This window comes from Achromobacter sp. (assembly GCF_036567245.1).
Taxonomy (GTDB): domain Bacteria; phylum Pseudomonadota; class Gammaproteobacteria; order Burkholderiales; family Burkholderiaceae_B; genus Achromobacter.
Genome location: NZ_DATCUY010000562.1, coordinates 26,602 through 41,978, shown reverse-complemented (window position 1 = coordinate 41,978; position 15,377 = coordinate 26,602). Strand labels below are relative to the sequence as shown.

Annotated in this window: 14 protein-coding genes; 6 read left to right on the top strand and 8 right to left on the bottom strand. The window is 66.1% G+C overall.

Annotated features, from left to right (window positions below; genetic code table 11):
- Positions 1 to 49: 49 nt before the first annotated feature.
- Positions 50 to 706: a glutamine ABC transporter permease GlnP gene (gene glnP / locus VIR09_RS23775; protein ID WP_332015081.1), complete on the top strand. Its 657-nt coding sequence runs from the start codon at positions 50 to 52 to the stop codon at positions 704 to 706.
- Positions 703 to 1,431 carry a glutamine ABC transporter ATP-binding protein GlnQ gene (glnQ, locus tag VIR09_RS23770; protein WP_332015078.1) on the top strand — a complete coding sequence of 243 codons (729 nt, stop codon included), beginning with the start codon at positions 703 to 705 and terminating at the stop codon, positions 1,429 to 1,431. Before glnP ends, glnQ begins: the two co-directional genes overlap by 4 nt.
- A gap of 47 nt (positions 1,432 to 1,478) precedes the next feature.
- Here the strand turns inward: glnQ and VIR09_RS23765 are convergent, their stop codons facing one another.
- From VIR09_RS23765 to VIR09_RS23745, 5 genes are all read right to left on the bottom strand, one after another.
- A complete protein-coding gene (locus VIR09_RS23765; protein WP_332015077.1) occupies positions 1,479 to 3,773 on the bottom strand; it encodes a bifunctional (p)ppGpp synthetase/guanosine-3',5'-bis(diphosphate) 3'-pyrophosphohydrolase in 2,295 nt (764 codons plus the stop codon).
- A 21-nt stretch (positions 3,774 to 3,794) separates the two neighbouring features.
- Positions 3,795 to 3,998 (bottom strand): DNA-directed RNA polymerase subunit omega, encoded by a 204-nt coding sequence (gene rpoZ, locus VIR09_RS23760; RefSeq protein ID WP_006219679.1) that lies wholly within the window; start codon positions 3,996 to 3,998, stop codon positions 3,795 to 3,797.
- A 44-nt stretch (positions 3,999 to 4,042) separates the two neighbouring features.
- A complete protein-coding gene (gene gmk, locus VIR09_RS23755; protein WP_332015076.1) occupies positions 4,043 to 4,675 on the bottom strand; it encodes a guanylate kinase in 633 nt (210 codons plus the stop codon).
- A gap of 103 nt (positions 4,676 to 4,778) precedes the next feature.
- Positions 4,779 to 5,696, bottom strand: coding sequence for a c-type cytochrome (locus VIR09_RS23750; RefSeq protein WP_414639459.1), 918 nt, complete (start codon positions 5,694 to 5,696; stop codon positions 4,779 to 4,781).
- On the bottom strand, positions 5,693 to 6,397 hold the full coding sequence (locus tag VIR09_RS23745) for a c-type cytochrome (RefSeq protein WP_332015075.1): 705 nt from the start codon (positions 6,395 to 6,397) through the stop codon (positions 5,693 to 5,695). Before VIR09_RS23745 ends, VIR09_RS23750 begins: the two co-directional genes overlap by 4 nt.
- A 344-nt stretch (positions 6,398 to 6,741) precedes the next feature.
- On the opposite strand from VIR09_RS23745, the gene VIR09_RS23740 reads away from it, so the two are divergent.
- Positions 6,742 to 7,512, top strand: a complete 771-nt coding sequence (locus VIR09_RS23740) for an SDR family oxidoreductase (RefSeq protein ID WP_332015074.1) — start codon at positions 6,742 to 6,744, stop codon at positions 7,510 to 7,512.
- A gap of 96 nt (positions 7,513 to 7,608) precedes the next feature.
- Here VIR09_RS23740 and VIR09_RS23735 read toward each other — a convergent pair whose 3' ends face one another.
- A complete protein-coding gene (locus VIR09_RS23735; protein WP_332015073.1) occupies positions 7,609 to 8,208 on the bottom strand; it encodes a C40 family peptidase in 600 nt (199 codons plus the stop codon).
- A gap of 310 nt (positions 8,209 to 8,518) precedes the next feature.
- On the opposite strand from VIR09_RS23735, the gene VIR09_RS23730 reads away from it, so the two are divergent.
- Together VIR09_RS23730 and VIR09_RS23725 are read left to right on the top strand one after the other, a co-directional pair.
- Positions 8,519 to 10,018, top strand: a complete 1,500-nt coding sequence (locus VIR09_RS23730; RefSeq protein ID WP_414639458.1) for an AMP nucleosidase — start codon at positions 8,519 to 8,521, stop codon at positions 10,016 to 10,018.
- Between the two features lie 134 nt (positions 10,019 to 10,152).
- The gene (locus VIR09_RS23725) at positions 10,153 to 11,712 is read left to right on the top strand and encodes an amino acid permease (RefSeq protein ID WP_332015071.1); all 1,560 of its coding nucleotides are present in this window, start codon (positions 10,153 to 10,155) and stop codon (positions 11,710 to 11,712) included.
- A gap of 356 nt (positions 11,713 to 12,068) precedes the next feature.
- On the opposite strand, the gene VIR09_RS23720 is transcribed toward VIR09_RS23725, so the two are convergent.
- Positions 12,069 to 13,001, bottom strand: a complete 933-nt coding sequence (locus tag VIR09_RS23720; RefSeq protein ID WP_013393990.1) for a YicC/YloC family endoribonuclease — start codon at positions 12,999 to 13,001, stop codon at positions 12,069 to 12,071.
- A gap of 185 nt (positions 13,002 to 13,186) precedes the next feature.
- Here VIR09_RS23720 and rph point away from each other — a divergent pair, with 185 nt between their 5' ends.
- The gene (gene rph / locus VIR09_RS23715) at positions 13,187 to 13,921 is read left to right on the top strand and encodes a ribonuclease PH (protein WP_332015070.1); all 735 of its coding nucleotides are present in this window, start codon (positions 13,187 to 13,189) and stop codon (positions 13,919 to 13,921) included.
- Positions 13,922 to 13,989: 68 nt separating this feature from the next.
- Here the strand turns inward: rph and VIR09_RS23710 are convergent, their stop codons facing one another.
- Positions 13,990 to 15,366: an MmgE/PrpD family protein gene (locus VIR09_RS23710; protein ID WP_332015069.1), complete on the bottom strand. Its 1,377-nt coding sequence runs from the start codon at positions 15,364 to 15,366 to the stop codon at positions 13,990 to 13,992.
- Between the last annotated feature and the right edge of the window lie 11 nt (positions 15,367 to 15,377).

The window sequence follows — 15,377 nt, the reverse complement described above, 5'->3', positions numbered from 1 at the left end:
GCCGCTTCCGCCGTGCCATGCCGCGGCGCTGCGCCATAGGGGGAATATCGTGGAGTTTGACTGGACTGTAATCAAGGACGCGCTACCCAATCTGCTCGAGGGTACGCTGATGACCATCAAGATCACGTTCTGGGGCCTGTTCGGCGGCTTCCTGCTGGGCGCGCTGTCTGGCGTGACGCGGGCTTACGGGCATCCCGTGCTGTCGGCCATCGCGCAGGTCTACGTCGCCGTCATCCGCGGCACGCCCATCGTGGTGCAGGTGATGTTCATCTATTTCGCCTTGCCCCTGCTGGCGAACATTCGGGTGGATGCGGAATGGGCCGCGATCGTCACGCTCGTCATCAATTCCGGGGCCTATATCTCTGAAATCGTGCGCGGCGCGCTGCTGTCGGTGCACAAGGGCCTGAAGGAAGCCGGCCAGGCCATGGGGTTGCCGTTCCACAAGATCCTCTTTCACATCATCGGGCCGGTGGCGTTTCGCCGCATGATTCCGCCGCTGGGCAACCAGTGCATCATCAGCCTCAAGGATTCGTCGCTCTTCATCGTGATCGGCGTGGCCGAGCTGACCCGCCAGGGGCAGGAAATCATGGCCAGCAATTTCCGCGCCGTCGAGATCTGGTCGGCGGTGGCGATCGTTTACCTGATCCTGACCGGCCTCATGGCGCTGGCCCTGCATCTGGTTGAAAGAAGGATGCGCATACTATGAGCATGGTCGAATTCCACAACGTCACCAAGAACTTCGGCGAGTCCATGGTGCTTGACGGCATCTCGCTGAACATCGACGCGGGCGAAGTCGTGGTGGTGGTCGGGCCGTCGGGCTCCGGCAAGTCCACCTTCCTGCGCTGCATCAACGTGCTTGAAACCATCAATGGCGGCGACTTGCTGGTCGATGGCCTGAGCGTGAACGGCGGGGCGGCGCAGGTGCGCGAGATCCGGCGTGAAGCGGGCATGGTGTTCCAGCAGTTCAACCTGTTCCCGCAGATGACCGCGCTGGAAAACGTCATGTTCGGCCCGGTGCATACGCGCGGGCAGAGCCGCGCGGAAGCGCGCGAGTTGGCCGAGAGCTTGCTGACCAAGGTCGGCCTGGCCGAGCGCATGAACCACTATCCGTCGGAGCTGTCCGGCGGCCAGCAGCAGCGCGTGGCGATCGCGCGGGCGCTGGCCATCAAGCCCAAGCTGATGCTGTTCGATGAGCCCACGTCGGCGCTGGACCCGGAGCTGCGCCACGAGGTCCTCAAGGTGATGCGCGACCTGGCCGAGGAGGGCATGACCATGGTGGTGGTCACGCATGAGATGGAGTTCGCGCGCAAGGTGGGCAGCCGGCTGATCTTCATAGACGCCGGCAAGATCGCCCATGACGGGCCGCCCGGCGAGTTGCTGAGCAATCCGCCCAGCCAGCGGCTCAAGGATTTCCTGCAGCACGTGACTTGAGCGCAGCGTGCAGGGCTGGGTTCAGCCCTGCACGCCGGCTTTGCGTTTCAGCCCTTCACGCGCACGATCTTCTGCACCTGCGGCACATGGCGGATGGCGCGGATGACCTGCGCCAGGTGCTTGCGGCTGTCGACCTGGATCGTAAGATGCAACGACACCGTGGCGACCGCGTCGTCGTGCATGGTGACGTGCACGATGTTGGCATCGGCCGCCGTGACTTCCGCGGCCAGCCGTCCCAGCACGCCGCGCTCGTTACGCGTGACGATGTCCAGGCGCGTGGCCAGGTGCTTGGCGGTGTGGGCGTCCCAGGCGACATTGATCCAGCGTTCCGGCTCGCGCAGGCGCTGGCGCGTCGCCACCGGGCAGTCGGCGGTATGCACCACCAGCCCGTGTCCCATGCGCATGCCGGCGATGATGGGGTCGCCAGGCAGGGGGCCGCAGCAAGGCGCCAACTGTACGGCCTGGCCTTCATTACCCTGGATCAGGATGGGGGCGCTGCGCGCCGAGGTCAGTTCGTCCACCGCCGCGGCCGTGGTCGCCACCAGTTGGTGCTCGGGCGCGAAACGGCGCGCCACCACGGCAGCCAGGCGCTTGCCCAGGCCGATGTCGGCCAGGATTTCCTCGCGCGAGCTGGCGCCGGTGCTGCGCGCCAGCTTCTGCCAGGCCGGGTCGTCGGTGGCGGGCAACGGCATGTGCAGTTCCTGCAGCGCCTGGCCCAGCAGGCGCTCGCCAAAGGCCACCGATTCTTCGTACTTGACCGTGCGCAGGTAATGGCGGATTTCGGAACGCGCCCGCCCGGTGCGCACGTAGTTGAGCCACTGCGCGTTGGGACGGGAGGCGGGCGAGGTGACGATTTCCACCGTGTCGCCGCTATTCAGCTCCGTGCGCAACGGTACGAATTCGCCGTTTACCTTGGCGGCCACCGCCTGGTTGCCGATGTCGGTGTGGATCGCGTAGGCGAAGTCCACCGGCGTGGCGCCGCGAGGCAGAGAAATGATCTTGCCGCGCGGCGTGAACACGTAGACCGCGTCGGGGAAGAGGTCGACCTTGACGTGCTCCAGGAATTCGCCGGAGTCGCCGGTCTGGCTCTGGATGTCCAGCAGTGACTGCAGCCACTGGTGGGTGCGCTTCTGCAGGTCGTTCAGGGTCAGGTCCGCGCCCTTGTACAGCCAGTGCGAGGCCACGCCTTCTTCCGCCACATGATGCATGTCGCGTGTGCGGAACTGGAACTCCACGGGCGTGCCGTAGGGGCCGACCAGGGTCGTATGGAGGGACTGGTAGCCGTTCACCTTGGGAATGGCGATGTAGTCCTTGAACTTGCCTGGCACGGGCCGGTAGAGCTGATGCAGCGTGCCCAGGGCCAGGTAGCATTCGGGCAAGGTGTGCACGATGACGCGAAAACCGTAGATGTCCAGGACGTCGGAAAAAGACTTCTTCTGGTCGACCATCTTGCGGTAGATGCCGTAGAGCGTCTTTTCGCGGCCGGTGACCTCGGCTTCGATGCCGGCGGCGGGCAGCGAAGCCCGCACTGAATCGGCGATCTTGGTGATGACTTCGCGGCGGTTGCCGCGCGCGGCCAGCACGGCCTTGTACAGCACCTGGTAGCGGTTCGGGTACATGGCCGCGAAGCACAGGTCCTGCAGTTCGCGGAACAGCAGGTTCAGGCCCAGGCGGTGTGCGATGGGCGCGTAGATGTCCAGGGTTTCGCGCGCGATGCGGCGGCGCTTTTCCGGATTGACCGCGTCCAGCGTGCGCATATTGTGCAGGCGGTCGGCCAGCTTGATGAGGATGACGCGCACGTCGCGCGCCATCGCCAGCAGCATCTTGCGGAAGCTTTCGGCCTGCTGTTCGGCCTTGGTGGCGAAGTCCAGGCGGTCCAGCTTGGACAGGCCATCGACCAGTTCGGCGACTTCAGGGCCGAATTTCTCGGCCAGTTCGTGCTTGGCGATGCCCTGGTCTTCCATCACGTCGTGCAGCAGGGCGGCGGACAACGCGTTGACGTCGAGCTTCCAGCCTGCGCAGATTTCGGTGACGGCGATGGGATGAGAGATGTAGGGCGAGCCGCTGGCGCGGAACTGGCCCAGGTGCGCCTGGTCCGCGAAGCGATAGGCCTCGCGCACGCGCTCTACGTCTTTCTTGTCGAGATAGCTGCCGATGATTTCGGTCAGCGGCGCCAGCGATGCGACCGGCGAGGCGGTCGCGTCCGCCGCTTCTTGCGCGGCGACGGACGGTGGCGTGGGGAGAGTCTTGTCTTTCTTGCCCGTGCGGCGCCCGAGACGGGAGCCGGCACGTAGCGCGGCAAGCAGACCTGATGAAGCGTACTTCAGCCCGGGAAAAGCCATGCTTGCCGCCCCCGGAAATTATCAGGTGGGTACTTTACGCAGCATTTCCACGCCGGTGAGGCCGCCCGCGATTTCGCGCAGGGCAGTGACCGTGGGCTTGTCTTTGCTGTCCAGGCGCGGGGCATGGCCTTGCGCCAACTCGCGGGCGCGGTAGGTGGCGGCCAGCGTGAGCTTGAAACGATTGGGGATTTGATTCAGACAGTCTTCGACGGTAATGCGAGCCATTAGGACACCTGGTGCTGATGGAGGATAGGGAGAATGCGTTCGACTCAGTGCTCGGCCGGGATGCCCAGTTGCGAGAACAACTGGCTGTGACGGGCGGCCTGAGACGAAAAGCGCAGCCGCGCGGCGCTAACTATTTGAGTCAGTTCCGACAAGGCCACGCTAAATTCTTGATTAATAATAACATATTCGCATTCAGGCGCGTGGGCGATTTCGCCGCCCGCAGCCATCAGGCGGCGCGCGATCACCTGGGGCGCGTCCTGGCCGCGCGCCTTGAGCCGGCTTTCGAGTTCATCGATGGACGGCGGCAGCACGAACACGCCGATCGCGCCGGGGAAGCGCTGCTTAACCTGGCGGGCGCCTTGCCAATCGATTTCCAGCAGTACGTCGCGGCCGGCGCGGGTCGCTTCGTCGATGCGGTCCCGCGGTGTGCCATAGAAATTGCCATGCACTTCCGCCCATTCCAGCAGGTTGTTGCCTTCGCGCAGGAGCTTGAATTCTTCCGGAGACACGAAGCGGTATTCGCGGCCGTCTTCTTCGCCGGGGCGGGGCGCGCGGGTGGTGCAGGAAATGGAGAGCAGGATGGAGGGGTCTTGCTGGAGCAAGGCCTTGACCAGGCTGGACTTGCCGGCGCCGCTGGGCGCGACGACCATGAAGACGTTTCCGGGATTGGCGGACATGAATGTGGCAGGCGTGTGATGCTGAGACACGAAGAATAACAAATCGCACGGCCGGGCAGGGGGGAAACCCGCAGCCCGGCCGCGTGATCTGCGGACGCCGGACTCAGCCTCCAGCGCGGGCGGCGGCCTGGGTCAGCTTGCCGCCGGGCGCCGGGGAGTCGCTGCCCAGCAGGTGGCCGTTGACCTCGATGCCGTACAGCGAGTCGTCGGAGTCGTGGTACTTGGCGCGGGTCGCGGCGACCGACTCGGTGTAGCGCGGGTCCTGCGGACGTTCATGCGCGTTCATGAAGTAGGCAACATCCCAGGCTTCCTGGTCGCTCAGCATGCCGGCCTGCCCGAGCGGCATATTGGCCTTGATGAAGCCGGCGGCATTGCCGATCTGGTGCATGCCCGCGCCCCAGTTGAAGGAGTCCGCACCCCACAGCGCGGGGAACACCCAGTGCTTGCCGTTCTTCTGGCCCTGGCCCGCGGCGCCGTGGCAGACGGCGCAATACTGCGCATAGACCTCGCTGCCGCGCACGTAGTCCGCCTTCCGGGCGGGCGGCGGCAATTTGCGGTAACCCTGGCCTTCCAGCACTACCCCGGTGGGAGCCTTGCTGGCCAGCCAGAACATATAGGTCTGCAGGGCGGTCAGCGTGGGATCGTCGGCGGCAGGCGCCTTGCCATTCATGCTGAAGCGGAAGCAGCCTTGCAGGCGCTCGGCCAGGGTATTGACGTGGCCGTTCTTGGCGCGATACGCCGGGTACAGCACATAAGCCGCCCACATCGGCGCGGAATCGGCGCGGCGGCCAGCGTCCAGGTGGCAACTGGCGCAGTTCAGGTCGTTGCCGACGAACTTGCTGGCCTTTTGTGGTGTATGCAGGAAGATCTGTTCGCCTTCGCGTACGGCCTTACCGAAATCGTTGTCCGGGATGGATGCCGCGGATGGCGGGGTGAAGGGCGGACGCGGGTCGGCCGCCGACACGACGGTGGACGCGAACAGGCAGGCGGCCGCGGACAGCAGGCGGATGGCGGTCATCATTGCTGGGCTCCCGCGGTGGTCTGGGCTTGCGCGGCAAGCTGGTCGGCGGCCTTGGGCAGGCCCGCGTAGTAGGTGGACACGGCATCGATCTCGGCGCTGGAGAGGCGGGTAGCCACGGCCGGCATCAGGCCCAGCGGACCCGGCGGACGCTGGCCTTGTTGCCAGGCGCGCAGTTGGCCCGCGATGTAGGCGGCGGGCTGGCCAGCCAGGGCGGGGAAATTCGCGCCAACGCCGATGCCGCCCGGTCCGTGGCACTGATTACAGGCCGGCACGTTCTTGTCCCAGGCGCCGCGGGTGGCCAGCCAGGCGCCGGTGTCGGCCGGCTTGGCCGGATGCATGGCGGTGGCGGCGAGCTTGTCGGTATCCAGCACCGAAGGCAGCGAGGCGTAATACTGCGCCACGGCCTTGCGCTGCGCCGGATCCAGCGCCTTGGCGGTGGCGGCCATGACGGGGCTGACACGCGAACCGTTGGCCATGGCTTCGAGCTGTTCTTCCAGATAGGCGTTGCCCATGCCGGCCAGTTGCGGAAAGCCCGCGGCCGGATTGCCCTCGCCACGAGCGCCGTGGCAGGTGATACAGGCGGGCGCGCCATTCGCGCCCTGGGTGCTGATCTGCTTGCCGTCAGGCGCGCCTTGGGCCCCGGCCGAGGCGGCATAAAGCGCGCCCAGGACGAGTGCGCCAGTCAGGGACCGTGGGGTCATGGATGCTGCTCCATAGGTGTCATTGGACTTTTGGTAATAAGCTAATTTCCAGGAATTATATAAAGACTTGTGACGGATCAACACGAGATTATCGATTCGGTGGCAGGCGTCGCGCTCCAGGCTGCCGTGGAAAATGCGTGGAGCCAAGCCGCGTGCGCAGGCGGGCGCGAGGCGCGTGCGCTGGCGGAAAAAAGCCTCGTATCCAGCTTTCCGGCGGGCCGCCTTGCCGCGTAATTTTTGCTTGCGTGTGACGGCTGCGTAAGTGTCACGGCTGGAACCTTCGCTTGCAGCATCGCCAGAATGATTCGGGTAGCATTTCGCCGATCGATAACAAGGAGAATCCGATGCAAGCGAACGACATCGAACACCCGCGCGTGGCGCTGGTCACCGGCGCGGGTACCGGCATAGGCCGCGCAGTGGCGCTGGAATTCCTGGCGCAAGGTTATCGGGTCGTGTTGGCCGGCCGTCGCCGCGAACCGCTGGAAGCGACCCGCACCGCGGCGGGCGAGGACGGCGTGCGGGCGCTGGTGGTGCCCACGGATGTGTCGGACGAGCAGGCCGTGCGCGAACTCTTCGACGCGGCGCAGCGCGAATACGGCCGGCTGGATGTGCTGTTCAACAATGCCGGACGCGGCGCGCCGGCGATGCCGATCGAGGAATTGCCCGTCGCTGTCTGGCGCGAGGTGGTCGACACCAACCTGACCGGCATGTTCCTGTGCGCGCAGGCCGCCATCCGCGTGATGAAGGCGCAGAACCCGCGCGGCGGCCGCATCATCAATAACGGTTCGATCTCGGCGCATGCACCGCGCCCGTTCTCCATTGCCTACACGGCCACCAAGCATGCGGTGACCGGCTTGACCAAGTCGATTTCGCTGGATTGCCGGCCCTACAACATCGCTTGCGGCCAGATCGACATCGGCAACGCCGCCACCGACATGACCGAGCGCATGGCGGCAGGCATCCTGCAGGCCGATGGCAGCACCAAGGTGGAGCCGCGCATGGACGTGGCGCACGTGGCGCAGGCGGTTGCCGCCATGGCGCGCCTGCCGCTGGAAGCCAATGTGCAGTTCATGACCATCATGGCGACCAATATGCCCTTCGTGGGCCGGGGCTGAAACGCGCTCAGCCTGCGGCGGCGCGTCCATCAAGGACTGGCCGCGGCAGGCTGTGGTGCCGCCCCCGTGGCGCGCTGCAAGCGCGCCTTTTTTTCGTCAGGGCGCGGAGGCCTGGGCCAGCATCTGGCCCGGCTGCATATCCAGGTAGCGTCGCGCGCCGACGTAGCGCTTGGTCCAGTACGGATTCTTCATTTCATCGACACGCACCTTGGTGCCGCGGCGCGGGGCGTGGACAAACTTGTTCTGGCCGATATAGATGCCGACGTGCGAGGTCACGCCGCGGCCGCGCGTGGCGAAGAACACCAGGTCGCCAGGGCGCAGCGCCTGCTTGTTGGCGACGGATTCGCCGGCGGTGCGCTGGGCGCGGGCCGTGCGCGGCAATTCCAGGCCGGCGATTTCGCGGAAGACATGCAGGACCAGTCCGCTGCAATCGAAACCATCGGCGTCGTCGCCGCCCCAGCTATAGGGGGTGCCGATTGCTTCCAGGCCGGCTTGCACGACCCGGTCGCGCAGGGTGGGGACGGTGGGTTCCTGCGCCAGGCGCAGGCCGGTCAGCGAGGGGCGGGCCGGCTCGGGGCGGATGGACGCCTGGGCGGCGTCGGGGATCCAGGAGAGCGTCAGGGCGATGATGGGCGCTGACAGGAATACGGGTATGCGCAGTTGGGCAGTTCGGGCTTTTCGCGTGGGCGGCGTCATTACGTCACTTCAAGAATCGGAGTGGGCGGCATGGCTTTGCCTGGACAGGCAAGCCGGCGGAAAGAGGGCAACACCCGGGCACGGAATCCCGGATTGCCACATGATTGTAATGGAATAATGTTTCATTACATTTGTAGTGCAATGCAGCATTCTTGTCGGCAGACATTACCGGCGCGCGCCGTTCGCGGGGGCCGAATATGACACTTCATCTTGCGCTGGCTCGTGCATAATCGTCGCCATCGGCCCCACGGCACGGCAAGCCGGGCAGCGGCCGCTGAAACAGATAAGATGAGAAGCGGAGTAAAGCTCGATGATGAACGCAGTGCACCCTTTGTCTTCCATGAGCCGGCCAGAGGCCTTGCCCTTCGAACCGTTCCAGGATGCGGTGGCGGCGGTGGAGCGCCTGATCGAAATCTATGCGCGCAACACCGCTTTCCTGCGCGCCGCCTTCCGCGAAGTGCTGAAAGGCTCGACCAACGGCCGCGAGCGCGCCCGCGCCTACTACCCGGCCATCCGCATCGTGGTGGAGACCTATGACCCGATCGACACGCGGCTGTCCTATGGCCACGTGGCCGAGCCGGGTGTCTACCAGACCACCATCACCCAGCCCGCGCTGTTCCGCGACTATCTGATAGAGCAGGTGGGTCAGCTGCTGCAGAATCACCGCGTGGCGGTGGAAGTCGGCGAGTCCGATTCGCCCATCCCGCTGCATTTCGCCTTCCCCGAGGGCGCCTATGTCGAAGGCGAGCACCTTGAAGCCCTCAAGCGGCCCTTGCGCGACCTGTTCGACGTGCCAGACCTGGCGGTAACGGACGACGCCATCGTCAACGGCTCCTGGCGCGGCAAAGAGGGCGAGCCCAAGCCGCTGGCGCCGTTCACCGCCCAGCGCGTGGACTATTCGCTGCACCGCCTGCAGCACTACACCTCGACCGCGCCGGCGCACTTCCAGAACTTCGTGCTGTTCACCAACTACCAGTTCTACGTGGACGAATTCTGCGCCCGCGCCCGCGCGTTGATGGCCAGCGGCAACGAAGACTACGACATGCTGGTGGAGCCGGGCAACCGCATCACGCGCCGCGGCGAAAGCGGCCCGGGCGACGAGGACCAGGCTGTCCGCCTGCCGCAGATGCCGGCGTATCACCTGGTGCGCGGCGACCATTCCGGCATCACGCTGGTGAACATAGGCGTGGGCCCGTCCAACGCCAAGACGATTACCGACCATATCGCCGTACTGCGCCCGCATGCCTGGCTGATGCTGGGCCACTGCGCCGGCCTGCGCGATTCACAGCGCCTGGGCGACTACGTGCTGGCGCATGGCTATGTGCGCGAGGACCACGTGCTGGATGCCGACCTGCCTACCTGGGTGCCGGTGCCGGCGCTGGCCGAGGTGCAGGTGGCGCTGGAACAGGCGGTCGAAGAAGTGGCGGGCCTGTCGGGCTGGGATCTGAAGCGCATCATGCGCACGGGTACCGTCGCCACCATCGACAACCGCAACTGGGAGCTGCGCGACCACCTGGAGCTGGTGGAGCGCTTTGCGCAGTCCCGCGCCATTGCGCTGGACATGGAGTCCGCCACCATCGCGGCCAACGGCTTCCGTTTCCGCGTCCCCTACGGCACCTTGCTGTGCGTGTCGGACAAGCCTTTGCATGGCGAGCTGAAGCTGCCCGGCATGGCCAGCGCGTTCTATCGCCGGCAGGTGAACCAGCATCTGGAAATCGGCATCCGCGCGCTGGAGCGGCTGCGCGACATGCCGCCGGAACGCCTGCATTCGCGCAAGCTGCGCACCTTCATGGAAACGGCGTTCCAATAGTCTGATTGATCCGTCCCTGAGGCCCCGCGATTTCGCCGGATGGGGTCTCTTGCGCTATTCTCGCCGGTTGCTTGGAAATCCCCAGGCACCTGGCGCGTGGCGCGGGTGCCTTCATGACCTGAAGGAAACGCATTTTGGCACCATCGGAACACGATGAACGTCGCTCAGGCGGCACGCGCAAGACGGAGGCGGAACGGCCTTCCGAGCTGCGCCGCACGCTGTCCGCGCGCCACCTGACCATGATCGCGGTAGGCGGGTCGATCGGCACCGGGCTATTCGTGGCCTCGGGCGCGACCATCGCCAAGGCCGGCCCTGGCGGCGCGCTGCTGGGCTATGTGCTGATCGGCATCATGGTTTATTTCCTGATGACCAGCCTGGGCGAGCTGGCCGCCGCCATGCCGGTTTCGGGATCCTTCTCCACTTACGGCGCGCGCTATGTCGAGGACGGCTTCGGCTTCGCCCTGGGCTGGAACTATTGGTACAACTGGGCGGTTACGGTGGCCGTTGACCTGGTGGCGGCGCAGCTCGTCATGGCCTATTGGTTTCCGGACGTGCCTGGGTTCTATTGGAGCGCCTTGTTCCTGGCGATCACGTTCGGCCTGAACGCCATGTCGGCGCGCGGCTTCGGCGAGGCGGAGTTCTGGTTCGCGCTGATCAAGGTGGTCGCCGTGCTGGCGTTCGTGGCCATGGGCGTGATGATGCTGCTGGGCATCATCCGCGGCGGGGAGACCGGCGGCCTGGCCAATTGGACGGTGGGCGACGCGCCTTTCTCGGGCGGCTTCGCGGCGCTGATCGGCGTGGCGATGGTGGTGGGCTTTTCGTTCCAGGGCACCGAGCTGATCGGCATCGCCGCGGGCGAATCCAAGGATCCGGCGCGCAACCTGCCGCGCGCGGTGCGCCAGGTGTTCTGGCGCATCCTGCTGTTCTACGTGGCGGCCATCCTGGTCATCGGCCTGCTGATTCCGTATACCGATCCGCATCTGCTGCGCAACGAGGTCGAGGACATCAGCGTCAGCCCCTTCGCCCTGATCTTCGAACGCGCCGGTCTGCTGGGAGCGGCTTCGGTCATGAACGCGGTGGTGCTGACGTCGGTATTGTCCGCGGGCAACTCCGGCATGTACGCAGCCACGCGCATGCTCTACAGCCTGGCCCGTGAAGGCAAGGCGCCGCGCATCTTCGGCCGCATCTCGCGCAGCGGCGTGCCGCTGTGGGCGCTGCTGGCGACGACGGTCGTGGCGGCGCTGTGTTTCTTTACCTTCATCTTCAGTCCCAATGCGGTATATATCTGGCTGCTGAACACTTCCGGCATGACCGGCTTCATCGCCTGGCTGGGCATCGCCATCAGCCACTACCGCTTTCGCCGCGGCTACGTGAAGCAGGGCCACAACCTGGCCGATCTGCCCTATGTATCGCCGTTCTTTCCGTTCGGGCCGATCTTCGCCTTCGTGCTGTGCCTGGTCATCACCCTGGGGCAGAACTACCAGGCGTTCCTGCAGGACAGGATCGATTGGGGCGGGGTGGTCGCGACCTATATCGGGATTCCGCTGTTCCTGCTGATCTGGGCCGGCTACCGGCTGGCGCGCGGCTCGCGCTTCGTGAACTACCGCGACATGCATTTCCCGGATGCGCGGGCGCGCAGTGCGTATCTGGATTCAGCGCTGCGGGGGGAGCCGGCGGCGGGCGAGGCGAGATGAGGGGCGCGCGGGCGACGAGCAGGCCGTCATGGGCGCTGCTCCTGTGCGGGCCGCGGTCAAGGATGCGGCCTGCGCAAGTCTCTCAAGCGTGTTCAATCTCCGCATGCAATTTGAGTCCCAAGGCGCGGATCACTTTCATGATGTCCGTCCATGTAGATGTTGACCTAACGACGCGCCTCAGGTGGCAAGCGCGGTAGTGGGCTATATCAACTGATGTGGACGGTTGCCCGGCTTCTCTCATCTCAAAAACCAGACGAAAAACAGCCCTTACCTGCTGGATCATCCATCCAGCAGGTAAGGGCTGTTTTTTTGCGCCAGGATCCGGCGCCCACTCAGAGGCGCCGCCGCATATCCCGCTACTCGATGTTCTGCGCCTGTTCCCGCATCTGCTCGATCAGCAGCTTCAAGTCCATGGCTGCGCGGGTGACTTCCATGCTGCCGGCCTTGGAGCCCAGGGTGTTGGCTTCGCGGTTCATTTCCTGGAACAGGAAGTCCAGACGCTTGCCTGCGCTGCCGGCGTTCTTCTTGCCGGAGGCTTGCTTGCCGCCGCCGTCGCCCAGCAAATGGCGCAGTTCTTCCAGGTGCGAGCGCAGGCGGGATAGTTCTTCGGCCACGTCGATGCGCAGCGCGAACAGGTTGGCTTCCTGCGACAGGCGTTCCGACAGTTCCGCGCCGGAAATGTGGGTGAAGCCGCCGGGGAAGGCGGATTCCACGCTTTCGCGCAGCTTGGAAGCCAGCTTGTCGCGGTGGTCGGCCAGCAGTTGGGGCAGGTGTGCCTGCACCAGTTCGACGATGCGCGCCACGCCGTCGGCGCATTCGCGCATCATGCCGGCCAGGCGTTCGCCTTCGCGTTCGCGGCCTTCCTGCAGCTGGGTCAGCGCTTGCTGCGCGGCCTGCAGGCAGGCGGCGCCCCAGACTTGCGGGTCGAGGGCGTCGTTGGCGCGCTGGCCGGGCCAGTTGAACAGTTCCACCAGGCGCGGGGCGGCGATGTCCGGGAGGATGCGGCGCGCCGCCTGCAACTGTTCGGCCAGGCTTTCGAGCCAGGCCGGCTCCAGCTTGGACAGGTCAGTGCTGGCGTTGCGCGTGTAGGAGACGCGGATCTCGACCTTGCCGCGCGCCAGGTTGGCGGTCAGCAGTTCGCGCAGCGGCGTTTCGACGTGGCGCAATTCGTCGGGCAGTCGGAAATAGAGGTCGAGAAAGCGGCTGTTGACGCTGCGGAATTCGAGCGCAAGCGTGCCTTGCTCGAGATCTGCGCGGGCGTTGCCGAAAGCGGTCATGCTGCGAATCATGATGTGCGTGTCCTGGTAATGCTTTTTATTGGGAACCGGTTACGGCCCAGCCCGCGCCAGCCGGTATTTCGGCGCGGACCTTGTGTTTGTACCGGTTACATCGCGGCAGGATACTCCAAGCGGCGGTTTCCTGCGGCGGCACCCCGTACAATGCGGCGGATCTAAGCCACGTCTGGAGTCTGCCTGTGACCACTACCCCCGCCATCGCCCGTCCTTCGGGCCGCACCGTCGACGAATTGCGGCCGTTCAGCCTGGAGCGCGGATTCACGCGCTACGCCGAAGGTTCGGTACTGGTGAAGGCTGGCAACACCCACGTGCTGTGCACGGCCAGCGTATTGGAGAAGGTACCGCCTTTTCTGAAGGGCAAGGGGGAAGGCTGGGTAACGGCTGAATACGGCATGTTGCCGCGGGCCACCCATACCCGTGGCGATCGCGAGGCCGCGCGCGGCAAGCAGAGCGGCCGTACGCAGGAAATCCAGCGCCTGATCGGCCGCAGCCTGCGTGCGGTGTTCGACATGAAGGCGCTGGGCGAGCGCACCCTGCATCTGGACTGCGACGTGCTGCAGGCCGACGGCGGCACGCGCTGCGCCAGCATCACCGGCGCCTGGGTGGCGGCCTCTGACGCCATCGCCTTGCTGATGAAGCGCGGCGATCTGGCCGCGAACCCGATACGCGACGCGGTGGCGGCGGTGTCGGTCGGCCTGGTGCAGGGCCGCGCGGTGCTGGACCTGGATTACGAGGAAGACTCGGCCTGCGACGCGGACGTGAACGTCATCATGACCGGCAGCGGCGCCTTCGTGGAAGTGCAGGGCACGGGCGAGGGCGCCACCTTCACCCGCGCGGAACTGGACACGATGCTGGTGCTGGCCGAAGGCGGCATCGCCGGCCTGGTGCGTGAACAGCGCGCGGCGCTGGCCTGATCAGCGCCAAAAAATAACGGGTTGGACGGACTCAATCCGGCCAACCCGTCGAGCAGCCTCTGCTGGCATCAGGCCCGCGGCAGCAGCGCTTCCAGCTTCTCCGCCTGCTCCAGATTCCAGATCGCCGCGATCAGCCGGCGCAGCTCCTGCTCGGTGGCGGCGTCCGCGTAGCGGCCCAGGCTTAGGGTCTTGTCCTCGATTTCCGCGCGGCTCAAAGTGTTGCCCGGATCGCCCTTGGGCTCGTCGACGCGGCCATGCAGCTTGCGGCCGTCGCGCGTGTAGACGGTGACCTTGCCGATCCAGCGTTGGGGGTAGGCGCCGTCGACTTCGGCGTCCAGCTCCATGTCGACCTTGCCGCGGAACGTGGCCACGCCGGGATCGTCCAGGCCGGCGTCGAACTCCGCCAGGCCGGCGCGGCCCTGGCGGGCGATCAGCGCCAAGACTGTACCCATCGAGAACTTGGATTGGTGCACGGTTTGCGGATTGACCACCGGACCCAGCACGTCGATGGCGCCCTGATGCACATGGGCCACGACCCGTTCGACGTCGGCCTCGGTCAGGTTGTTGTCGCGCAGCGCCTGTTGCAGCGCGTCGGCCGCCGGATGGGTGTGGCGGCAGGAGGCGTGGAACTTGAACGAGGTCTCGGCCAGCGCCCAGCGTTCGCCCAGCCGATCGCACAGGCGGCTGGGGTCTGCGTCGGTCGACATGCCGGCGGCCATGCCTTGCGGGCCTTCCAGGATGTGGCGCGCGCCGGTGAAGCCTTCGCGCGCCAGATAGGCCGCGGTGATGCCGTCGGCCGCGGCCTTGGCGGTATGCAGTTGCTTGGAGTCAGCGGCGTCGCGCAGGAATTCCCAGAGACCTGCTGCCTGCGTGCCTGCAGAGCCCAACGCGTGCAGCATTTCCTCGGGGGACAGATTGAGCAGCCGGCCGGTGGTGACGGCGGCGGCCAGCGTGCCGGCGGTGCCGGTGGTGTGGAAGATCTTGTAGTGCGAGCGGCCCAGGAATTCGCCGACGCGGATCCCCACTTCGTAGCCCGCCACGGCCGCGACCAGCAGGTCGCGACCGGAACGGCCCAAGGCCTGGGCCACGGCCAGCGCCGGCGGGAACACCACGGCCGCGGGGTGAAACACGGAGCCGTTGTGCACGTCGTCCTGCTCGACCACGTGGGCAGCGGCAGCATTGACCATGGCGGCGAACAGCGGCGTGGTGCGGCGGCGGGTGATCAGGACTTCGCTGGGGCCGTCGGCCGGGCCCATGGCGGTGGCATAGCGGTCGATGGCCTGGACCGCGCGGGCGGAGGCGCCCGCCAGGATGGAGGCCAGGCAGTCCAGCAGCAGGTCCTCGGCGCGGCGCAGCACCGGGGCCGGGATGTCTTCATAGCGCAGGTTGGCGGCAAAGGCCGCGAGCTCGGCGCTCAAGTGCGGGGTGTCTTTGGCAACGGTCATTGATGTCGGGA

Excerpts from the sequence above, each read along its gene's own strand:
- glnQ (WP_332015078.1), top strand. The coding sequence starts at position 703 with ATGAGCATGGTCGAATTCCACAACGTCACCAAGAACTTCGGCGAGTCC.
- VIR09_RS23765 (WP_332015077.1), bottom strand. The coding sequence starts at position 3,773 with ATGGCTTTTCCCGGGCTGAAGTACGCTTCATCAGGTCTGCTTGCCGCG.
- rpoZ (WP_006219679.1), bottom strand. The coding sequence starts at position 3,998 with ATGGCTCGCATTACCGTCGAAGACTGTCTGAATCAAATCCCCAATCGT.
- gmk (WP_332015076.1), bottom strand. The coding sequence starts at position 4,675 with ATGTCCGCCAATCCCGGAAACGTCTTCATGGTCGTCGCGCCCAGCGGC.
- VIR09_RS23750 (WP_414639459.1), bottom strand. The coding sequence starts at position 5,696 with ATGATGACCGCCATCCGCCTGCTGTCCGCGGCCGCCTGCCTGTTCGCG.
- VIR09_RS23745 (WP_332015075.1), bottom strand. The coding sequence starts at position 6,397 with ATGACCCCACGGTCCCTGACTGGCGCACTCGTCCTGGGCGCGCTTTAT.
- VIR09_RS23740 (WP_332015074.1), top strand. The coding sequence starts at position 6,742 with ATGCAAGCGAACGACATCGAACACCCGCGCGTGGCGCTGGTCACCGGC.
- VIR09_RS23735 (WP_332015073.1), bottom strand. The coding sequence starts at position 8,208 with ATGACGCCGCCCACGCGAAAAGCCCGAACTGCCCAACTGCGCATACCC.
- VIR09_RS23730 (WP_414639458.1), top strand. The coding sequence starts at position 8,519 with ATGATGAACGCAGTGCACCCTTTGTCTTCCATGAGCCGGCCAGAGGCC.
- VIR09_RS23720 (WP_013393990.1), bottom strand. The coding sequence starts at position 13,001 with ATGATTCGCAGCATGACCGCTTTCGGCAACGCCCGCGCAGATCTCGAG.
- VIR09_RS23710 (WP_332015069.1), bottom strand. The coding sequence starts at position 15,366 with ATGACCGTTGCCAAAGACACCCCGCACTTGAGCGCCGAGCTCGCGGCC.